Source organism: Streptomyces nidicola (assembly GCF_050106155.1).
Lineage (GTDB): Bacteria > Actinomycetota > Actinomycetes > Streptomycetales > Streptomycetaceae > Streptomyces.
In genome coordinates, this window is sequence record NZ_JBNBPI010000001.1 from 7,738,092 (window position 1) to 7,754,993 (window position 16,902).

17 protein-coding genes are annotated in these 16,902 nt (G+C 70.9%); 7 read left to right on the forward strand and 10 right to left on the reverse strand.

Annotated elements, in window-relative coordinates:
* Positions 1-59: 59 nt before the first annotated feature.
* From ACOKM3_RS34985 to ACOKM3_RS35010, 6 genes are all read right to left on the reverse strand, one after another.
* On the reverse strand, positions 60-1,199 hold the full coding sequence (locus ACOKM3_RS34985; RefSeq protein WP_426905234.1) for an NAD(P)-binding domain-containing protein: 1,140 nt from the start codon (positions 1,197-1,199) through the stop codon (positions 60-62).
* Between the two features lie 78 nt (positions 1,200-1,277).
* Positions 1,278-2,447, reverse strand: coding sequence for an LLM class flavin-dependent oxidoreductase (locus tag ACOKM3_RS34990; protein ID WP_426905235.1), 1,170 nt, complete (start codon positions 2,445-2,447; stop codon positions 1,278-1,280).
* Positions 2,448-2,451: 4 nt separating this feature from the next.
* Positions 2,452-3,501, reverse strand: a complete 1,050-nt coding sequence (locus ACOKM3_RS34995) for an ABC transporter substrate-binding protein (RefSeq protein ID WP_426905236.1) — start codon at positions 3,499-3,501, stop codon at positions 2,452-2,454.
* Positions 3,502-3,664: 163 nt separating this feature from the next.
* Entirely contained in the window at positions 3,665-4,423 is a 759-nt protein-coding gene (locus ACOKM3_RS35000; protein WP_426905237.1) for an ABC transporter ATP-binding protein, read from the reverse strand.
* Positions 4,396-5,274, reverse strand: coding sequence for an ABC transporter permease (locus ACOKM3_RS35005; RefSeq protein WP_426905238.1), 879 nt, complete (start codon positions 5,272-5,274; stop codon positions 4,396-4,398). The genes ACOKM3_RS35000 and ACOKM3_RS35005 overlap by 28 nt, the downstream gene beginning before the upstream one ends.
* A 142-nt stretch (positions 5,275-5,416) precedes the next feature.
* A complete protein-coding gene (locus ACOKM3_RS35010; RefSeq protein ID WP_426905239.1) occupies positions 5,417-5,530 on the reverse strand; it encodes a putative leader peptide in 114 nt (37 codons plus the stop codon).
* A gap of 92 nt (positions 5,531-5,622) precedes the next feature.
* Here ACOKM3_RS35010 and ACOKM3_RS35015 point away from each other — a divergent pair, with 92 nt between their 5' ends.
* Positions 5,623-6,045 (forward strand): YjbQ family protein, encoded by a 423-nt coding sequence (locus ACOKM3_RS35015; RefSeq protein WP_426905240.1) that lies wholly within the window; start codon positions 5,623-5,625, stop codon positions 6,043-6,045.
* 20 nt (positions 6,046-6,065) lie between these two features.
* On the opposite strand, the gene ACOKM3_RS35020 is transcribed toward ACOKM3_RS35015, so the two are convergent.
* Complete coding sequence (locus ACOKM3_RS35020) at positions 6,066-7,661, reverse strand: serine/threonine protein kinase (protein WP_426905241.1); 1,596 nt, start codon at positions 7,659-7,661, stop codon at positions 6,066-6,068.
* Between the two features lie 169 nt (positions 7,662-7,830).
* Here ACOKM3_RS35020 and ACOKM3_RS35025 point away from each other — a divergent pair, with 169 nt between their 5' ends.
* Positions 7,831-8,625 (forward strand): FHA domain-containing protein, encoded by a 795-nt coding sequence (locus ACOKM3_RS35025; protein ID WP_426905242.1) that lies wholly within the window; start codon positions 7,831-7,833, stop codon positions 8,623-8,625.
* A 63-nt stretch (positions 8,626-8,688) separates the two neighbouring features.
* Here the strand turns inward: ACOKM3_RS35025 and ACOKM3_RS35030 are convergent, their stop codons facing one another.
* From ACOKM3_RS35030 to ACOKM3_RS35040, 3 genes are all read right to left on the reverse strand, one after another.
* Entirely contained in the window at positions 8,689-8,958 is a 270-nt protein-coding gene (locus ACOKM3_RS35030) for a hypothetical protein (protein ID WP_426905243.1), read from the reverse strand.
* A 34-nt stretch (positions 8,959-8,992) separates the two neighbouring features.
* Entirely contained in the window at positions 8,993-11,392 is a 2,400-nt protein-coding gene (locus ACOKM3_RS35035) for an ATP-binding protein (RefSeq protein ID WP_426905244.1), read from the reverse strand.
* A gap of 116 nt (positions 11,393-11,508) precedes the next feature.
* A complete protein-coding gene (locus ACOKM3_RS35040) occupies positions 11,509-12,216 on the reverse strand; it encodes a Crp/Fnr family transcriptional regulator (RefSeq protein WP_426905245.1) in 708 nt (235 codons plus the stop codon).
* Between the two features lie 190 nt (positions 12,217-12,406).
* On the opposite strand from ACOKM3_RS35040, the gene ACOKM3_RS35045 reads away from it, so the two are divergent.
* Genes ACOKM3_RS35045 through ACOKM3_RS35065 form a run of 5 tightly spaced genes read left to right on the forward strand, consistent with a single transcriptional unit; the run spans position 12,407 to position 16,732 of the window.
* A complete protein-coding gene (locus tag ACOKM3_RS35045) occupies positions 12,407-13,159 on the forward strand; it encodes a hypothetical protein (RefSeq protein WP_426905246.1) in 753 nt (250 codons plus the stop codon).
* 9 nt (positions 13,160-13,168) lie between these two features.
* Positions 13,169-13,708, forward strand: coding sequence for a hypothetical protein (locus ACOKM3_RS35050; RefSeq protein ID WP_426905247.1), 540 nt, complete (start codon positions 13,169-13,171; stop codon positions 13,706-13,708).
* Between the two features lie 29 nt (positions 13,709-13,737).
* Positions 13,738-14,925 carry a protein phosphatase 2C domain-containing protein gene (locus ACOKM3_RS35055; RefSeq protein WP_426905248.1) on the forward strand — a complete coding sequence of 396 codons (1,188 nt, stop codon included), beginning with the start codon at positions 13,738-13,740 and terminating at the stop codon, positions 14,923-14,925.
* Complete coding sequence (locus ACOKM3_RS35060; protein ID WP_426905249.1) at positions 14,922-16,067, forward strand: hypothetical protein; 1,146 nt, start codon at positions 14,922-14,924, stop codon at positions 16,065-16,067. The genes ACOKM3_RS35055 and ACOKM3_RS35060 overlap by 4 nt, the downstream gene beginning before the upstream one ends.
* 14 nt (positions 16,068-16,081) lie before the next feature.
* The gene (locus ACOKM3_RS35065) at positions 16,082-16,732 is read left to right on the forward strand and encodes a vWA domain-containing protein (protein ID WP_426905250.1); all 651 of its coding nucleotides are present in this window, start codon (positions 16,082-16,084) and stop codon (positions 16,730-16,732) included.
* The last annotated feature ends 170 nt before the right edge of the window (positions 16,733-16,902 follow it).

Consider the following 16,902-nt stretch of genomic DNA (forward strand, 5'->3'; position numbering starts at 1 on the left):
CCGGAGTGCCATGGGCCCGGGCGCTTGAACGGCAGGCAGGGGCGCCGACCCGCGTCGCCTCACACCGCGACCGGCGTCCGCCGTCCCAGCAGCCGCTGAATGTCCCGGACCGCGGACCGCCCCGCGCGGTTCGCACCGATCGTGCTCGCCGAAGGGCCGTAGCCGACCAGGTGGACGCGGGGATCGAGGGCCGCGTGCGTGCCCTCCATCCGGATCCCGCCACCCGCTTCCCGCAGCTTCAGCGGCGCCAGATGCTCGATGGAGGCACGGAACCCGGTGGCCCAGAGGATCACATCGGCCGCCACCTCGTGCCCGTCGTCCCAGGCCACGCCGGTCGGCGTGATCCGGTCGAACATGGGGTGCCGGTCGAGGACGCCGTTCGCGCGGGCCGCACGGATCGCGTCGTTCACGGGAAGCCCGGTCACCGACACCACACTCAGCGGCGCGAGCCCCTGACGTACCCGCTCCTCGACCATGGCCACGGCGGCCCGCCCCGCCTCCTCGCCGAAGGGGCCCTCCCGGAAGACGGGCGGCCGGCGGGTCACCCAGGTCGTCGAGGCGGCGCCCGGCGCGATCTCCATCAGGTGCTGCGTCCCGGAGGCCCCGCCGCCCACCACCACGACGCGCTGACCTGCGAACTCCTCGGGTCCCTGGTACTGCGCGGTGTGCAACTGCCGCCCGCGGAACGTCTCCTGCCCCGGGTAGCGCGGCCAGAACGGCCGGTCCCAGGTGCCCGTCGCATTGATCAGGGCGCGCGCCGACCACACCCCGTCCGAGGTCTCGACGAGCAGCCGGCCGTCCTCCGCTTCGCGCCCCTCGCGCCCCTCGCTTGCTTCGCGCACCGACCGCACGTCGACCGGGCGCCGTACGCGCAGATCGAAGGCTTCCTCGTACGAGGTGAAGTACCCGGAGATGACCTCCGATGACGGTCGCGCGGGGTCGGCGCCGGTCAGCTCCATGCCGGGCAGCGCGTGCATGCCGTGCACCTTGCCGTAGGTGAGCGAGGGCCACCGGAACTGCCAGGCGCCGCCCGGACGGGGCGCGTGGTCGAGGACGACGAAGTCCCGCTCGGGCTCGAAGCCCACGCGGCGCAGATGATAGGCGGCCGAAAGCCCTGCCTGGCCGGCGCCGATGACGACGACGTCGACCCGGCGCGGACCATCGGCGGAGGCGGCGTCTCGTACCCCGATATCGTTCACGTTTCTACTAACTCCATCGGGACGCGAGATCTTCCCGTACCCGGCGCCCCAAGTGGGTTCGGCGCCCGTCCTCGACCGTCAGCGCCCGCCCGCGACCGCCAACGGCGCACCGGACCGGCGCGCGACCGGCTCCACGAGCCCGCGTGCGGCCAGTTCGGGAATGACCCCCTCCCCGAACCAGTACGCCTCCTCCAGATGCGGATACCCGGAGAGCACGAAGTGCTCGATGCCGAGCGCGTGGTACTCCTCGATCCGGTCGGCGACATCGGCGTGGCTGCCGACGAGCGCCGTCCCGGCGCCACCGCGCACGAGACCGACCCCGGCCCACAGATTGGGCGAGATCTCCAGGCTCTCCCGCTCACCGCCGTGCAGCGCCAGCATCCGCTGCTGCCCGACCGACTCACTGCGCCCGAGCGCGGCCTGCGCGGCGGCGACGGTCTCGGGGGAGAGGTCGTCGAGCAGCCGGCCCGCCGTGTCCCACGCGTCCCGAGCCGAGTCGCGCGAGATCGAGTGCAGTCGGATACCGAACCGCACGGTGCGCCCCTCCCGCTCGGCGAGCGAACGGATCCAGTCGATCTTCTCCTTCACCTGCTGCGGCGGCTCGCCCCAGGTCAGATACACATCGGAGTGCCGCGCCGCCACGGGCCCCGCGGCGGCCGACGAGCCACCGAAGAAGATCTCCGGCTGTGGGTCCGGCGGAAGCGCCGTGTAGCCGCCGTCGACCCGATAGTGCTCCCCGGCGAAGTCGAACGGCTGCTGCGAGCTGCCGCCCCACACACCACGCACCACCGAAAGGAACTCGTCGGTGCGCGCATAGCGCTGATCGTGGTCGAGATGGTCGCCGAAGCGCCGCTGCTCGGCCGAGTCACCACCGGTGACGACGTTGAGCAAGAGCCGCCCGTTCGTGAGGCGTTGATACGTCGACGCCATCTGCGCGGCGAGCGTCGGCGAGATCACTCCGGGCCGGAACGCCACCAGAAACTTCAGACGCTCGGTGTGCTGGGCGAGCGCGACCGTCGTCAGCCACGCGTCCTCGCACCACGTCCCGGTCGGAGTGAGCACGGCCTCGAAGCCCAACTGCTCCGCGGCCTTGGCGATTTGAACGAGATAGTCGAGGTCGGGCGCGCGCACTCCGGAGATCGGCCCGCCCGGCGCACGCTCGAGGGCGCCACCACTGAAGGCATGCCGGTCGACGAGGGTCCGCCCGTCGCCGCCGGTCGGCAGGAACCAGTGCAGATGAACGTTCATGGCTTCAGGACTCCTTGCCGTATGTGCGCGGGGCGGTGGTGGAGGGCGGCAGCTTGTCGTTGAAGCGCGTGTCGACGTACTTCGAGAAGTCGACCTGGCGCGGAATCAGCTTCAACTTCGTGAAGGTGTCGGCGATTTGCTGCTCCGAGGCGATCACGTTCTTGTCGACGGCGACGGTGACACGTGTGCCGTTCGTACGCTTCACGGCGTCGTACGCCGCCCCGTACGGCAGCCCGGTGTCCTTGGCCCACACCTTCGCCCACGCCTGCGGGTGCTTGTAGACCCAGTTCTGGGCGCGCCGCAGCCGATCGAGATAGTCCTTGATGGCGGCGGACTTCTTCTTGTCGGCGAGGGCGACGGGGGAGGCGACCTGGAAGGCGAGCCCGTTGGTGACACCGTCGCCGTCGGTGAGCACACGACCGAGCTTCGCGCGCAACGCCTGCGAGGTGTACGGGTCCCAGACGGCCCACGCGTCGACCTTGCCGGCGGTGAACGCGGCGAGTGCGTCGGCCGGTTGAAGGTATTTGACCTTCACGTCCTTCAGCGTGAGCCCGACCTTCTTGAGCGAGGCGACGAGCTGGAAGTGCGCCGAGGACCCCTGGGCCACGGCGATCGACCTGCCCTTGAGCTGCGCCGGGCTCTTCAGCTTCGAGTCCTTCGGGACAAGGATCGTGTCACCCCTGGCGGTCCCGTGACTGGCGGACACCACCTTGATCTTCGAGTCGGCACCGGCCGCGAAGACGGGAGGTGTGTTGCCGACGCCGCCGATGTCCACGGCCTTGGCGTTGATGGCTTCGAGGAGCGGCGGCCCCGAGGTGAATGTGGACCAGCGAATCTTGTAGTCCAGGTCGTCCAGTTCACCGGCGGCCCTCAGTACTGCCTCCGAACCACCCTTCTGGTCACCGACGTTGAGGGTGAGCGACCCCTTTCCGTCGACGCCGCCACCACTGCCACCGCTGCCGGTGGAGGTGCTGGCGGTGGTGGCACCGGAGCAGGCGGCGAGCAGGAGGGCGAGGGGAGTGACGAGGGCGCCGGCTATGAGAGGGCGTCGCATGACAAGTCCGTTCAAAAATAGGGGGACGAGGAGGGAAAACGCGAGGAGGGGAGGGAGTGGCGGTGGGCTCAGCGAGAGGACAAGTGGGGGACCAGTGCGAGGGCCAGTGGGTGGGCTAGTGACGGGACTAGTGACGGGACTAGTGACAGGACCAGTGGGTGGGTTAGTGAGAGGCCCCGTCCACACCCAGCCGATTCAGCAGCTCGGCGCGCAGTTCGGCGAAGCGCGGATCGGTGAGATCGCGCGGCCGCTCCAGATCGATTCGGGTCTCGTGGGCGATGACACCGTCGTCCATGACCAGCACCCGGTCGGCGAGCAGCACCGCTTCCTCGACATCGTGGGTGACCAACAGCACGGCGTAGCCCCGCCGTTGCCACAGCTCGCCGACCAGGCGCTGGGCCTTGATCCGGGTCAGCGCGTCGAGCGCGCCGAACGGCTCGTCGAGCAGCAGCAGATCGGGTTCGCGCACGAGGGCGCGGGCGAGCGAGGCACGCTGGGCCTCGCCACCGGAGAGCGTCTTGGGCCAGGCGTCCGTACGGTGACTGAGGCCCACCTCGTCCAACGCCCGCTCGGCGACGGCACGTTCGGGCTTGCCCGGTAGACCGAGCAGTACGTTGCGCCACACCCGCTTCCACGGCATGAGCCGCGGCGCCTGGAACGCGACGGCCTTGCGTCGGGGTACGAGTACGGTGCCTTCGATGTCGCGGTCGAGCCCGGCGAGGATGCGCAGCAGCGTGGACTTGCCGCACCCGCTGCGCCCGAGCAGGGCGACGAACTCCCCTGGCTGCACATCGAGTTGAAGGTCATCGATGACGGCACGACCGTCGAAGGAACGGGAGAGACCTTCGACGCGCACGGCGGAGCCGGCGCCGATGGTGGTCTCGGGGGACGGGGTCACCGGCCGGTGAACGTCGGTCGCCATTGCAGCAGCAGCCTTTCGAGGGAACGGACGACGAAGTCGGCGAGCAGGCCGAGGAACGCGTAGACGATCAGGCAGACGACGATGACGTCGGTGCGCAGGAAGTCCCGCGCCTGCACCATCAGGAACCCGATGCCGGCGTCCGCGTTGATCTGCTCGGCGAAGACGAGCGCCAGCCAGGCGATACCGAGCGAGTACCGCAACCCGGTCATGGCGCCGGGCAGCGCGCCCGGCAGTACGACATGACGCACGAGCCCCCACCGGCTCAGCCCCAACGACTCACCGGCCTCGATGAGTTGGGAGTCGACGCCACGAATCCCGGCGTACACATTCAGGTACAGCGGGAAGGACACGCCAAGGGTGATGATGGCGACCTTCGGCGCCTCACCGATCCCGAACCAGATGATGAACAGCGGAATCAGCCCGACGAACGGCACGGTCCGCAGCATCTGCACACTCGCGTCGACGAGATCCTCGCCGACCCGGAAAAGACCTGACAGCAGCGCGAGCCCGGTCCCGACGACGACACCGCACAGCAGCCCGACGGCGACACGTTGCAGCGAGACACCCATGGCCGAGGGCAACGACCCGTCGGACACCAGATCCGCCCCGACACGCGCGATGGTGCCCGGCGACGCCAACACATCAGGCGTCAACACCCCTACAGACGTGAGGACTTGCCACAGTACGAGGAGCAGTAGCGGCCCACTGGTGCGCCGCAGCCAACGGGGAACGCGGGCGCGGCGGGTGGAGGAGGGGACGAGAGGAACGAGTTCGGGTGGCGCCGTAGAGGGTGACTCTGGCGACGACCGGTCCGGGGCGGACGAAACGGGCGGAGCATGACTGATGCTCATGGCACTCCATGGCAGGCGAGGGCGCGCCTCGGCGTCAGCGGGCGCGCGTCAGCGGCGCGCCGTCACGGACGAACACCGAAGCGGCAACGAGAACGGGTGAGCGCAGGGGAATGAAGAAGCGCAGAAGTGGCGAGAGGGGGCGTCAGCAGCCGCGACGACACGCGGCAGAGGCCACCCGCAGCAGGTCGATGTGACCGCGCGTGGTGAGCATGGCTGAACGCAACATGCGGCAGAACGTATCCAGTCGCCGACGCATGGTCAATGACGTCTCAACGTATGGACCGCACGTCCCGAACCCCGGCCGTCCCCACCGGGCGCCCGGCCGCCTTCCTGGGGGACAATGCACTCATGTCAGACGTCTTCACGACCCGAATCCTGGACATCACGACCGGCTCCACCGAGCGCATCGCCGACCTCACCCGCGACTGCGAGTCCTTCCTGCGCGAGGTCGCCCAAGGCCGCGACGGCCTCCTCAACCTCTTCGTCCCGCACGCCACGGCCGGCATCGCCATCATCGAAACGGGCGCCGGCAGCGACGACGACCTCCTCGCCGCCCTCCACACCCTCCTCCCCGCGGACGACCGCTGGCAGCACAGCCACGGTTCCCCGGGCCACGGCCGCGACCACGTCCTCCCGGCGATCGTGCCGCCGCATGCGACGTTGCCGGTGGTGGATGGCGGCTTGGAGCTGGGGACGTGGCAGTCGGTGTGTCTGGTGGACACCAACAAGGACAATCCTCGCCGGCAGGTGCGGTTGTCGTTTCTTGCCTGAAGGTGGAGTGTGTCGGTTGCTCACTGCTTGACCGGCGTGTTGCCGTTCATGGTGAAGCGGGCGGAGCACTGCTCGTCGGATCGGTTGCTCGCGTTCCAGACGCAGATCCACATCGTGTGGCCGACGCCGGAGATGAAGTTTGTTTTCGCGGCGCCCCAGGAGGCCTGGAACGTGTGGGCGATGCCGTCGCTGCGGTGCAGTTCGGCGCCGCAGCTTTGGTTCATGGACGTGTTGAGCACGCCCGCGAGTTCGCCGGAGCCGTTGTGGTCCAGCCAGGCGGAGCAGGTGGCGTTGTTGCCGACCCAGGAGGTGTCCGCCTCGGAGCCCTTGACCTGTGCCGGATCGTCGCTGCCGTTGACTCCGCTGATCGACGACGAGGTGACGCGGGGAGTGGCCGCCGGCGAGGGCGCGGTGGTGGGGGCGGTGTGCGTGGGCGGGCGGGCGCTGGATGTCCCCGGTGGGGCGCTGTCGGCCTTGTCGGGTGCGGTGGTCGGGGTCGGGTGTCCGGATTTCTCGGAGGGGGAGGCCGAACGGGTCGGGCCCTTGGCGGGCGTCCGTGTCGCCGCGGCCACGGTCTCGTCGGCGGACGGACGCGCGGCGCCGTCGTGCCGGGAATCGGACGGAACGAGTACGAACGCCGCGACGGCGCCGAGGGCGATCACCGCGGCGGCCGGAAGCAGGAGCCGGCGGGCACGTGGGCGGTGCGCGGCGCCGGGCGTCGGATCCGCCTCCAGGTCCGGCGGCGGGACGGTCTCCAGCTTGCCGACCGGGGTCGAGGCGAAGGCACGTCGTGAGTCGATGCGTGACGTGACCTCGGAAGGCCAGGAGGGAGGAGGAACGAGCAGGTGTGCGCGGGCCGCCCGCGCCACCTCGGCGGCGGTCGGGCGATCCCCGGGGCCGGTCGTGAGGCAGGACCCGATGACGTCGGCGAGGTCGGCGTCCATGGCACGTAACGGCTCTACGTCGGGGACGACACCGGGCGTGCGGCCCGACGCCGCGTAGAGCAGGAGCGCCCCGAGCGAGTAGACGTCCGCGGGTGCGCCCACGTCCTCGTCCCCGGCCTGCTGTTCCGGTGCCGAGAAGCCCTGCGTGCCGTAGCTGCCGCCGCTCTTGGTGAGCCTCGCCTGGTCCGCCGCGCGTGCGATCCCGAAGTCGATCAGCTGCACGCCGTCCCGGACCAGCATGACGTTGCCGGGCTTGATGTCACGGTGCACGATCTCCGAAGCGTGCACGGCCGAAAGGTGCGTGGCCGCCTCCGCCAGCAGCAGCCACAATGCCTCGGCGGGCAGCGGGCCGCGCAGCCGGACCGCCTCGTCGACGGTGAGCCCGGGCACGTACTCGGTGGCGAACCAGGGGCGTTCCGCGGTGCCGTCGCTCGCCAGCACCCGCGGGCCCACCCCGGCCGGTACCCGGTAGAGGATGCCGACCTCGCGCTCGAAGCGCTCTCCGGCGACCAGCCGCGGCCGGACGCGCTTGACGGCGGCGTAGCCCTTGTCGGACGCCCCGAGGTAGACCTCGCCCATGCCACCGACGCCGAGCAGGCCGATGATGTGGAAGCTGCCGATCTCCTGCGGATCGTCCGTGCCGAGCGGCTCGGCGATCGTGCTATCCGTCATCAACAGGTCCCCGACCGCTCGCGCTCACGGCGGGCAGGCTATCGATCAAGTCGGGGCAAGGCAACACGAGTTGGCGGCAAACGTGCCCTTGCCTGTCGCACATCTGTGGGGGGACCGGTCCTCGCGGCGCGCTCTTACACTGACGCGAGCCGAGCCGGAGGTATGTGACATGGCGTACGGAAACTTTCCACCCCAGATGCTGCCGCCGGGCAGTCCCTCGGACCGGGTGCCCTCGGCGCCGCCAGGGACGATCTTCGTACTGGGGCCGGAGGGCGGGTACGCCGTGCCGCCGCGCCGGTACACGCTGTTGTTCGGGCGGGACCGCGAGGACGTGCATGTGCCGGTCGGTGTGGACGACCCGACCGTCAGCCGTCGGCACGGCGTGTTCACCTGCACGGCCGCGGACGGCGACTGGTGGCTGGTCAACACCGGCAATCTGCCCATCGAGCTGCCGGACGGTGTGCTGATACTCAACGGCCACAAGCGGCTCATCGAGTCCGGATACACCCCGCTGGTGATCAACTCGTCCAAGCGGCGTTCCCACTTGGTGGAGGTGCGCGTCGTGGACGAGGACGACGGCAACCCGCGTTCCGCGAGCGGTGCGGAGACCGTGGATCCCGAGACGGTCTACGAACTCTCCCCGCAGGAGCGGCTGGTGCTCACCGCGCTCGCCCGGCGCTATCTGGCGGGCCACGATGCCTTTCCGCTCCCGCTGGCCTGGGAGGACACGGCTCGTCTGGCCAACGCTTCGCCCTACGCGAACAAGTCCTGGACCCACAAGTCGGTCGCGAACACGGTCGAGGACGTGCGCGAGCGGCTGCACCGCCGTGGTGTGCGCGGACTGCTGCGCGACGAGGTCGGCGAGCCGGTCGGCTCGACGCTCAGTGTGAACTTGATCAGGGAACTGCTGAAGACGGCGACGCTGAGTGCGCAGGATCTGGAGCTGCTGGCCGACAACGACTGAAGGACTGAGCGGATCGCTGCGTACGTGCCCCGGCCGGTCGTCGGCCGGGGCACGCGGCGTCTCTCAGTCTTCTGCCTCGGGCTCGGGTGCGGCGTTGTACGTGACGTGCATCGTGCCGTGCTGGAGTGCGAAGACGGCTGCCCGGTCCGTCGCCGAACTCTCCTGCTGAGGCTGCGACTCCGGCTGCGGCTGCGGCTGCGGCTCCGGCGCCGGTCGCGATGGTGCTTGTTCGGGGTCACGCGTCGTGTTCGTCACGCGGTTGTTGTCTCCTACGACGAAGGTGCCGGAGACGTCCCCGGTGTGGATGTCTCCGTGGGTGGAATTCTCGGCCATGGCCCGCCCTTCCTTGTTGGTCTGGCGCGGCGGATCACGCGCCGCAGTCGGTTTGCAGACTGGACAGCGCCGAGTTGAAGTCCGAAGTCCCACTCGTCGTGTCGATCGCCGAACCTTCCTGGCCGCCCCCGAACGATTCGTATTGGCTCTTGACTTCTTCGGCGGCGGCCAGCATGTCGTTGAGGTCCGATGACACAGCGCTGTCCTGGGCCTGCGCGTCGGCCTCCCGCAGCGTGCTCTCGACGTCCTCCATGTCACTGACTACGGAGCCGGTCTCGGAGAGGAACATGCTTTCGCTGGGGGGAGTCGACGTGGCCCCCGAGTTGTAGGAGTTCATCGCCGAGTTGTACGAATCGATCGCGGTGCTCGCGCGGGCGGCGTCCGCGTTGAACGTCGCGGATTGAGCGGACAGTTCGGGGAGCACCGTCGCGCACACGGGATCAACACTGGGCGAGGTGGCCTCGTCGGGCACGGTGCCGTCGTCGGGCACGGTGTCGTCGCTCAGGTCCGGCGTACTGACTGAGCTCGCCCCGGCCGCAGGCGACGTGTTCGGCTGGTCGTTCGCGTAGACGATGGCACCCACGCCGAGTACGGCCGCGATGCCGATCGTGCAGGCGACGGCGAGTGCCGACATGCCGCCCTTGGCGCCCGCCGCGCCGGCCGCGGCGGTTGCCGAGTGGCCCGTGCCCGTCGCGGATGTGGTGGTCGCGGCGGATGTCGGGTGGGCGGCCGAAGAGTGCGCCCCCGAGAGGTCGATCCGTGGTGGTGTCGGCGCGGTGGCCGAGTGTGCGGCGGCCGAATGTGTACCGGCCCCGTGGGCGGCGACGTGCGGCTGTGCGGCCTGCGAGGACAGGTCGACCACCGGCCTCGTCGCCCCGTGGGTCACGGCTGTGTGCGCGGGAGCCGGGGCGGCGGACGTGGCGGCGGCGGTGTGCGGTGCGGCCGCCGTGTGGGCGGCGGCGTGCGTGGAGGCGGCCGAGTGGGCCGCGCCGTGTGCGGAGGCGGCCGAGTGCGGCAGTGCGCCGGTCGATGCCGCTCCGGCCACCTGCTGGGTCGCCGACTGCGCGTGCAGAACGGTGAGTTCGCGGAACAGCACCCCCGCCTCGAGCGCCAGCGCCGCCGTCATCGCGCCGCGCCCGAGCGCTTTCCGCCGGGTGCGGGCCTCGTGCAGGAAGAACTCCTCACCGCCCTCGTCGCCCGCGCTCCGGGCCGCCGACCACCCGGCACCGAGCAGGCTGCCCCACGCGTCGAACTGCCGGGACAGTGCCAGCTTCGGCGAGGCGGCCCGGGCCAGCGCCACCCCGAGTCCCGCGTGACCGTGTCGCTCCGCCCGAAGCACCGCGACATCCAGTGCCTGGAAGTGCACCGCGACATCCTCCGGGGTGGTGTCCCTCGCCTCGACCCACGTGGTGAGTGTCCGGCAGAGCCGGTCGGCGGGGAACTCCGTGTGCCGCGTGTTCAGTACGCACTCGGCGACATCCGGCGGACAGCTGTATCCGGTCTCCGTCGCGAGCAGCAGTCCGTGTCGCACCAGGCCGCCGGCGAGCGCGTCGGAGTCCGTCCGGCCGAGCAGATCGTTGAGGTGTCGGGGCGCCAACTCGGCGCCGGCCAGCGAGCCGAGCAGGTGCAGCAGGTCGCGTTCCTCCGGGCGGACCTTGTTCAGCAGTGCCGGCAGCAGTTCGGGAAGGTCGGCGATGCCGGGCAGGCCCTTGCCGGTCGCGACCGACAGGGCGATGCGCCGCAGCCGGAGCGGGTTGCCGTCCACCGCGTCGCACAGCGCGTGCACGAGCGGCACCTCGTCGGGGCGCAGCTCGCGGGAGAGCAGCGCCGCCACAAGTTCCGCTGCCGCCGCGGTCGTCAGTCCCTGGAGCCGGACCGCATGCACACCGTCGACGGCGGACCGCTGCTGCGAGGTGAACACGAACGTGGAGTGCTCGGCCATGTCGACGAGCCGGCGCAGCTCCTTGTCGTCGAGCCCGGCGTCGTCGAGGTAGATCCGCAGCCGCAGCGTCTTCAGATGTTCCTTCATCACCTCCCACGACGGCTTGTAGTTCGGTGCGTCGAAGGCGATGTCGAAGACGGCCTGCGCGATGTCGTCGGCCGTGCGTCCGCCGGCCTCGATGTACGCCGCGCCGTCCTGGCCGCGCTCCGAAGTGCACGCCAGGTGGCGCAGCAACGCGCTCTTGCCGATCCCGGACGCGCCCCAGACCTGCACCAACGACCGTGTCTGAACCGCCTCTTGGAGCGCCCGCACGTCCCGCGCCCGGCCGATCAGCGGCTCGTTGGTGGAGCGCGGCAGCTGGGAGATCGACGGGCGCTTGACCGGATCCGGCGGCGTTCCCTCCAGGATGCTCACGGTGTTGTTGTTGCCGATGACCACCGTTCCGGACACATCGCCGGTCCGGATCCCCGGAGCCCCGTTGTTCTCTGACATCTGCTTCCCTCGTTCTCTCCCGCGCCAGGGTCTTGGTACTTGGGCAGGCTGGCGCCGACCCGTCGTACGAACCCGGTGCTTTTACGTATTCGGCGGGATCGCCGGTGATCAGGCGGTCAGGCGGGCCCGGCCGTGACGGCGATCCGGGCGAGGTGATCCAGGTCGAGGATCGTGATCCTGCGGTAGCCGGTCGTGATCGCGCCGGACTCCCGCAGCGCCCGCAGGGCCTTGTGGATGGACGACTCCGCCGCGCCGACGAGGGTGGCCATCTCCGGCTGGGACAGCGGGAGTTGGGCCACGTGCCGACCGGGGCGCCCGTAGATGACGGCCAGGTGGTGCAGGATCCTGGCCAGTCGTCCGAGCACGTCGCAGCCGGTGAAATCGACGATCCGGCCGGTCGCCGTGCGCAGCTTGGCCACGACGCTCGCGCTGAGCGCGAGTCCTATGGCGGGGTGCCGTTTCGTGCACTCCAGGAGCTCGGAGCGGAGGATGTAGCGGGCCAGCACCCTGCCGCACGCGGTCACGGTGCCGACGCGTGGCCTGCCGTCGATGCCGGCGAACTCCCCGACCAGGTCTCCGGCCATCCGCACCGCCAGCAGCGCCTCGCGGCCGTCCTGCGCGTGCGCGGTGACCTTCACCATGCCGCCGAGCAGCAGCAGCGCGAAGTCCGATGTCTCCGCCTCGCGGATGGTGATCTGGCCGGCTGGATAGGTCACGCCGTGGCCGAGTCCCATGAGGATCGCGCGTTCGTCCTCGTCGACGCGGCCGAGCAGCCCGGCGGGCGGCCAGTAGGCCCCGGCCCCGCGAACACGTGTGGTGTCCATCGCCCCACCTCTCTTCCTCGTGCGGCCGAAGCGGCACAAGCCGTATTAGTAGCCGTTCTGCTCGGGGACCCCTCCTCTACGGTCTCGTCAATCATCTTGTCCACGCCGGATGACCCGGATGCCCGGACGGCGACAACTCGGCCTGGAATTGCCCGAGTTCGTCGTGGCCGCAGATGAACGCGGAGGAACAGTGATTCCGAGATACGAGTACCGAGCCCTGCTGGCGTGTGACATCGCCGGCTCCGCGGGCCGCGGCGAGCGGCGGCTGCAGGAGATCCGCGGCGTGCTGCGTTCCGCACTGGCCGACGCGCTGGGCGCCGCTGATCTGGACGTGCGGGACTTCACCTGCGGCGACACCGGCGACGGCTGCCGGCTCGTCGCCCCGGCCCAACTGCCCAAGGCCGCACTGCTGTTCCCGCTGCTCCCGGAGCTGAGCGCACGCATCCGTGCGCACAACCGGCGGGCCGGCGCGGACAGCCGGCTACGGGTGCGGGCCGCGGTGCACGCGGGGGAGATCCGGTTCGATCCGGACGGCACCGTCTCCGGCGCCCCCTTCGAGGCGCTGGCCCGACTGCTCGACTCGGCCCCGCTGCGCCGCGCGACCCTGACCGGCACCGACGGCGCCCCGCTGGCCGCGATCCTTTCGCAGCACGTCCACGAGGAAACCGTCGGGCACGGCCACGAGGGGCTGGCGGCCGACGCCTTCACCGCGGCCGACGTGCGGGTCAAGGAGTACGCCGCGAGGGCCTGGCTCTGGTACCCGGGCAGCCCCATCGGGCCACGGGGCGATTCCGGCACGCAGCCGGAGCGGCCCGCACCGCCCGCGCCGCCGGAGCCGCCCGAGCCGCGGGCCGTGGAGCAGCTCGTCCGGGCCACGGGGCACGGCACGGTCTTCGCCGTGCACCGGGGCGACCAGCACATCCGCCACGACGACCGAGGTTGATACCCGCTGATGAACGAGGAACTCGCCGAACTGGCCGCAAGCGGCGCCACCGCTCTGGTCTCCGCCATGGGCACGGATCTCTGGTACGAGGCGAAGGGGCTGATGAGCCGCGTGCTCGCCCGGGCCCGCGGCGGCGGCCGCGACAACGAGCTGGCCGAAGCGCTCGACCGGGCGTCGGCCCTTGACCGCGCTTCGGTCCTTGACCGGGCGTCGGCCCTTGACCGCGCTTCGGTCCTTGACCGGGCGTCGGCCCTTGACCGCGCTCCGGCCCTTGACCGGGCGTCGACCGCCACGAGGGGAGCGGTCGACGCCCGGGCCGTGGACTACTGGACCGAGGCCCTGTCCCGGCTGCTCGACCGGGACCCGGATCTCGCCCAGGACGTCATGGCCCTGGCCTCGCTGCGCACACCGGAAAGGCCGGACAACGTGACCCAGCTCAACTTCGCCACCGATTCGGCCGAGCTGTACGCGGTGCAGAACGGCAGCCAGCACTTCGCCTCCGGGCCGAAGTCCCGGCAGGAGACCCACGCGCGCGGGGAACGGCCGTGAGCCGGGACGGCGCCCGGCGGGGCGCCCGCATGGACACACGGTGGCGCTCGGTGCTGCTCGCGGCTGTCGTGATCGGTGCCTTCTTCGAGGTCACCACGGAGCACCGACGCTTCGGCCCGCTCGTGGACGCGTTCGCCCTCGCGGCCGTGGGCGTGGTCGGCGCGGCGGCCGTGCTGGGGTCCGGTTCCGGGTCGGGGCCGCGCGAGCGACTCGCCAGGGAACCCCAGTACGGCGCCCCGCCCGACACAGCGCCCCCGATCTGCCGCTACGTCACCGCACCCGCGGCGCCGCAGCCCCAGCCACCGATGCCCCAGCCCCCGAAGCCCCGGCCGTTCCTGCGCGAGCGGCCGACCGACCTGAGCGTCCCCCGCTTCGGCGACGGCGCCCGCGCCCAGGGCTACCGCTGGCAGCTCCCGGAACGCACCGTCCAGAACGGGATCGCCGCCGACGAGGCCACCATCGGTGCCTTCACCCTCCGCGCGGCCTCCGTCATCGGCCCTGGCCACCGCTGCGCCCAACCCGCCGAGCCGCGCCAGGACTCCTACCGGATCGGACGGAGCCGGGACAGCCGGCACGCGATCGTGGCCGTGGCCGACGGCCTGTCCAGCGCGGCCCGGTCCGACGCCGGGGCCACCACGGCCTCCAGCCAGGCCGTCACCCTGCTGCGCGAACAACTGGAGACGGTGGGATTCGACGGGCTCGACGCCAAGGAGCTGTACGGGCGCATCGCGCAGTCGGTCGCCACGCAGGCGAACGGCCGGGGCGTCGACAGCTCGCAGCTGGCCACCGTGCTGATCACCGCGGTGCTCGCGGAGCCGGACGCGAACGGCGTCGCGCGGGCCTGGATCGCCTGGCTCGGCGACAGTTCGGCCTGGACACTCGACCCGCACGTCCCGTTGTGGCGGTTCGCCGCAGGCGAGGTCAAGGACCGTACGTCCGCCGTGGTCTCGAACGAGGTCGTCGGTCGGCTGCCCGACACCCCGCAACTGACCAGGGACCACTGCGTCACGCTGGCCCCCGGCGCCGCCCTCGCCCTCGTCACGGACGGCATCGGCGACGCGTGGGCGGACCCCGCGGGCAACGTCAACGAGTACTTCGCGAACGCCTGGCGCGCGCCGGTCCCGGCCACCCGGTTCACCGCCGACGTCGGCTTCGACGCCCCGCAGTGCCTCGACGACCGGACCGCGGTCGTCCTGTGGAACGGAGCCGGGGCATGACTTCTCTCGTCGACGGCGTCGACGGCGCCGATGACAGCACCGGCGGTGGTCCGGCGGCAGATCCGCGGGGCTGGGCGTTGCCCCGCACCGTGAGCGTGGGTGACCTCGGCCCGCTGGCCGAGCCGATCTCGGAACACAACGGCCAGGCCGTCGCGGTGACACCCCTGACGAACCATCCTGGCTGGCTGGCCAAGCTCTACCGGCCCGACCAGCATCCGGAGGACGCCGAGCGTCTCGACCTGCTGATCTCGGCCCCGGACACGCTGCCTGAGGCGGAGCGTGCGCTGCTGTACGCCGGTACGTGCTGGCCCGCTGCCCGGATCCAGGAGCCCGGCAACCCCGCCGTCGGCTGCGTGATCCCGATGGCGCCCGAGGAGTACCGGTGCGAGCTACGGCGCGGCGCGTTCAGCGAGCGCCGGTTCGTGGAGATCGACTGGCTGGCGAAGTCGGACCAGTCGATCCGGGGCGTCGGACTGCCGTCCCCCGGCGCGGCGGGCAGGCTGGCCGCCTGCCGCCAACTGACGCGGCTCGCCGCGGTCTTGGAGAGCCTGGGCCTGGTCTACTCGGACTGGTCGTTCTCCAACGCCTTCTGGAGCCCGGCCCAGCACTCCGTCTACCTCATCGACGTCGACGGATGTCAGCCGGCGAAGATGCCCGACATCCACCAGCCGAACTGGGCCGACCCGCTCACGCCGGCGGGCGCCGACGCGGACGAGTACACCGACCGCTACCGGCTCGGACTGCTCGTCGCCAAGTGCATGACGGGGCTGCGCGACGCGCACACCTTCCACACCGTCGCCGCGTCCCCCTGGCCGAACCGGCCGGCCGTGTCCGAAGTGCTGCTCGACATGCTGCTCGCGACCGACCGTGAGCGGCGGCCCTCGGCCGCGCAGCTGCACCAGGCGCTGAACAACGGCCCGTATCTGAGGACGACACCACGTCCGACCCGCACCGAGCTGCCCCCGCTGCCTTCGAAGCCCGCACGGCTCCCGGCTCCGCGACCTGCCGCCGACGCCCAACGGCCCGTGAAGGAAGCCGAGTCGACGCCCCCGAAACCGCCCGAGAACGGCCTGGACGCCGGCTGGATCGCCGTCCTCGTCATCGCCGCGATCCTGCTGATCGTGATCCTCGCCAACCACTAGCCCAGAGGTGCACCATGACACTCTGCCTGCCCACCTACGTAGTGATCGACGCGTCCTCGTCGATGAAGCAGCACGAGTCAGTGCTCAACGCGACCCTCGCCCGCCTGCACTACAACCTGGCGACCAACCCCCGCGTCTCGGAGTTCGCCAGAGTCTGCGTGGTCGCCTTCTCCACCGACGTGCACGTCGTGATCCCGATGTCGGACATGGAACAGGTGCCGGTCATGCCCGAAGTGATCTGCGGCGGACGCACGGAGTACGGCAAGACCTTCGACCGGGTGCGGGAGTGCATCGAACAGGATGTCAGCGACCTGAGGAGGCAGAACCTCGACGTGCTGCGGCCGACGGTCTTCTTCCTGACCGACGGCGTGCCGACCGACGCGCACTGGCAAGAACCGTTCCGCAAGCTGGTGGACCGGGGCTGGCCGCGTCATCCGCACGTGATCGCCTACGGCTTCGGCGGCGCGAAGCGCGACGTGCTGGAACAGGTGGCGACCAAGGCGCTGTTCATCGCCGACGGTTCGGACACCGAGTCGGCGCTGAGCGGCGCGATCACGGGTCTGCTCAACACCCTGATCGCCTCGTCGAAGAGCGGCCGGATGCAGATCGCCACCGACGTCAAGGGCTTCAACTACGTCGAGGTCGCCCAGGAGTACGTGGACTGATGACGGACACCGACCCGCGTTCCCCGACGCCCCGGCGGCGGCGCGCCGCCACCGGACTCACCGCGCTGGCCGTGGCGCTGCTCGTCTGCGGCGCCGGGGTCCAGACGACAGGCCACCTCCTCGACCCTCCGGAGAAGGGGAGCGGCAACGCCCCACACCCGACGAAGACC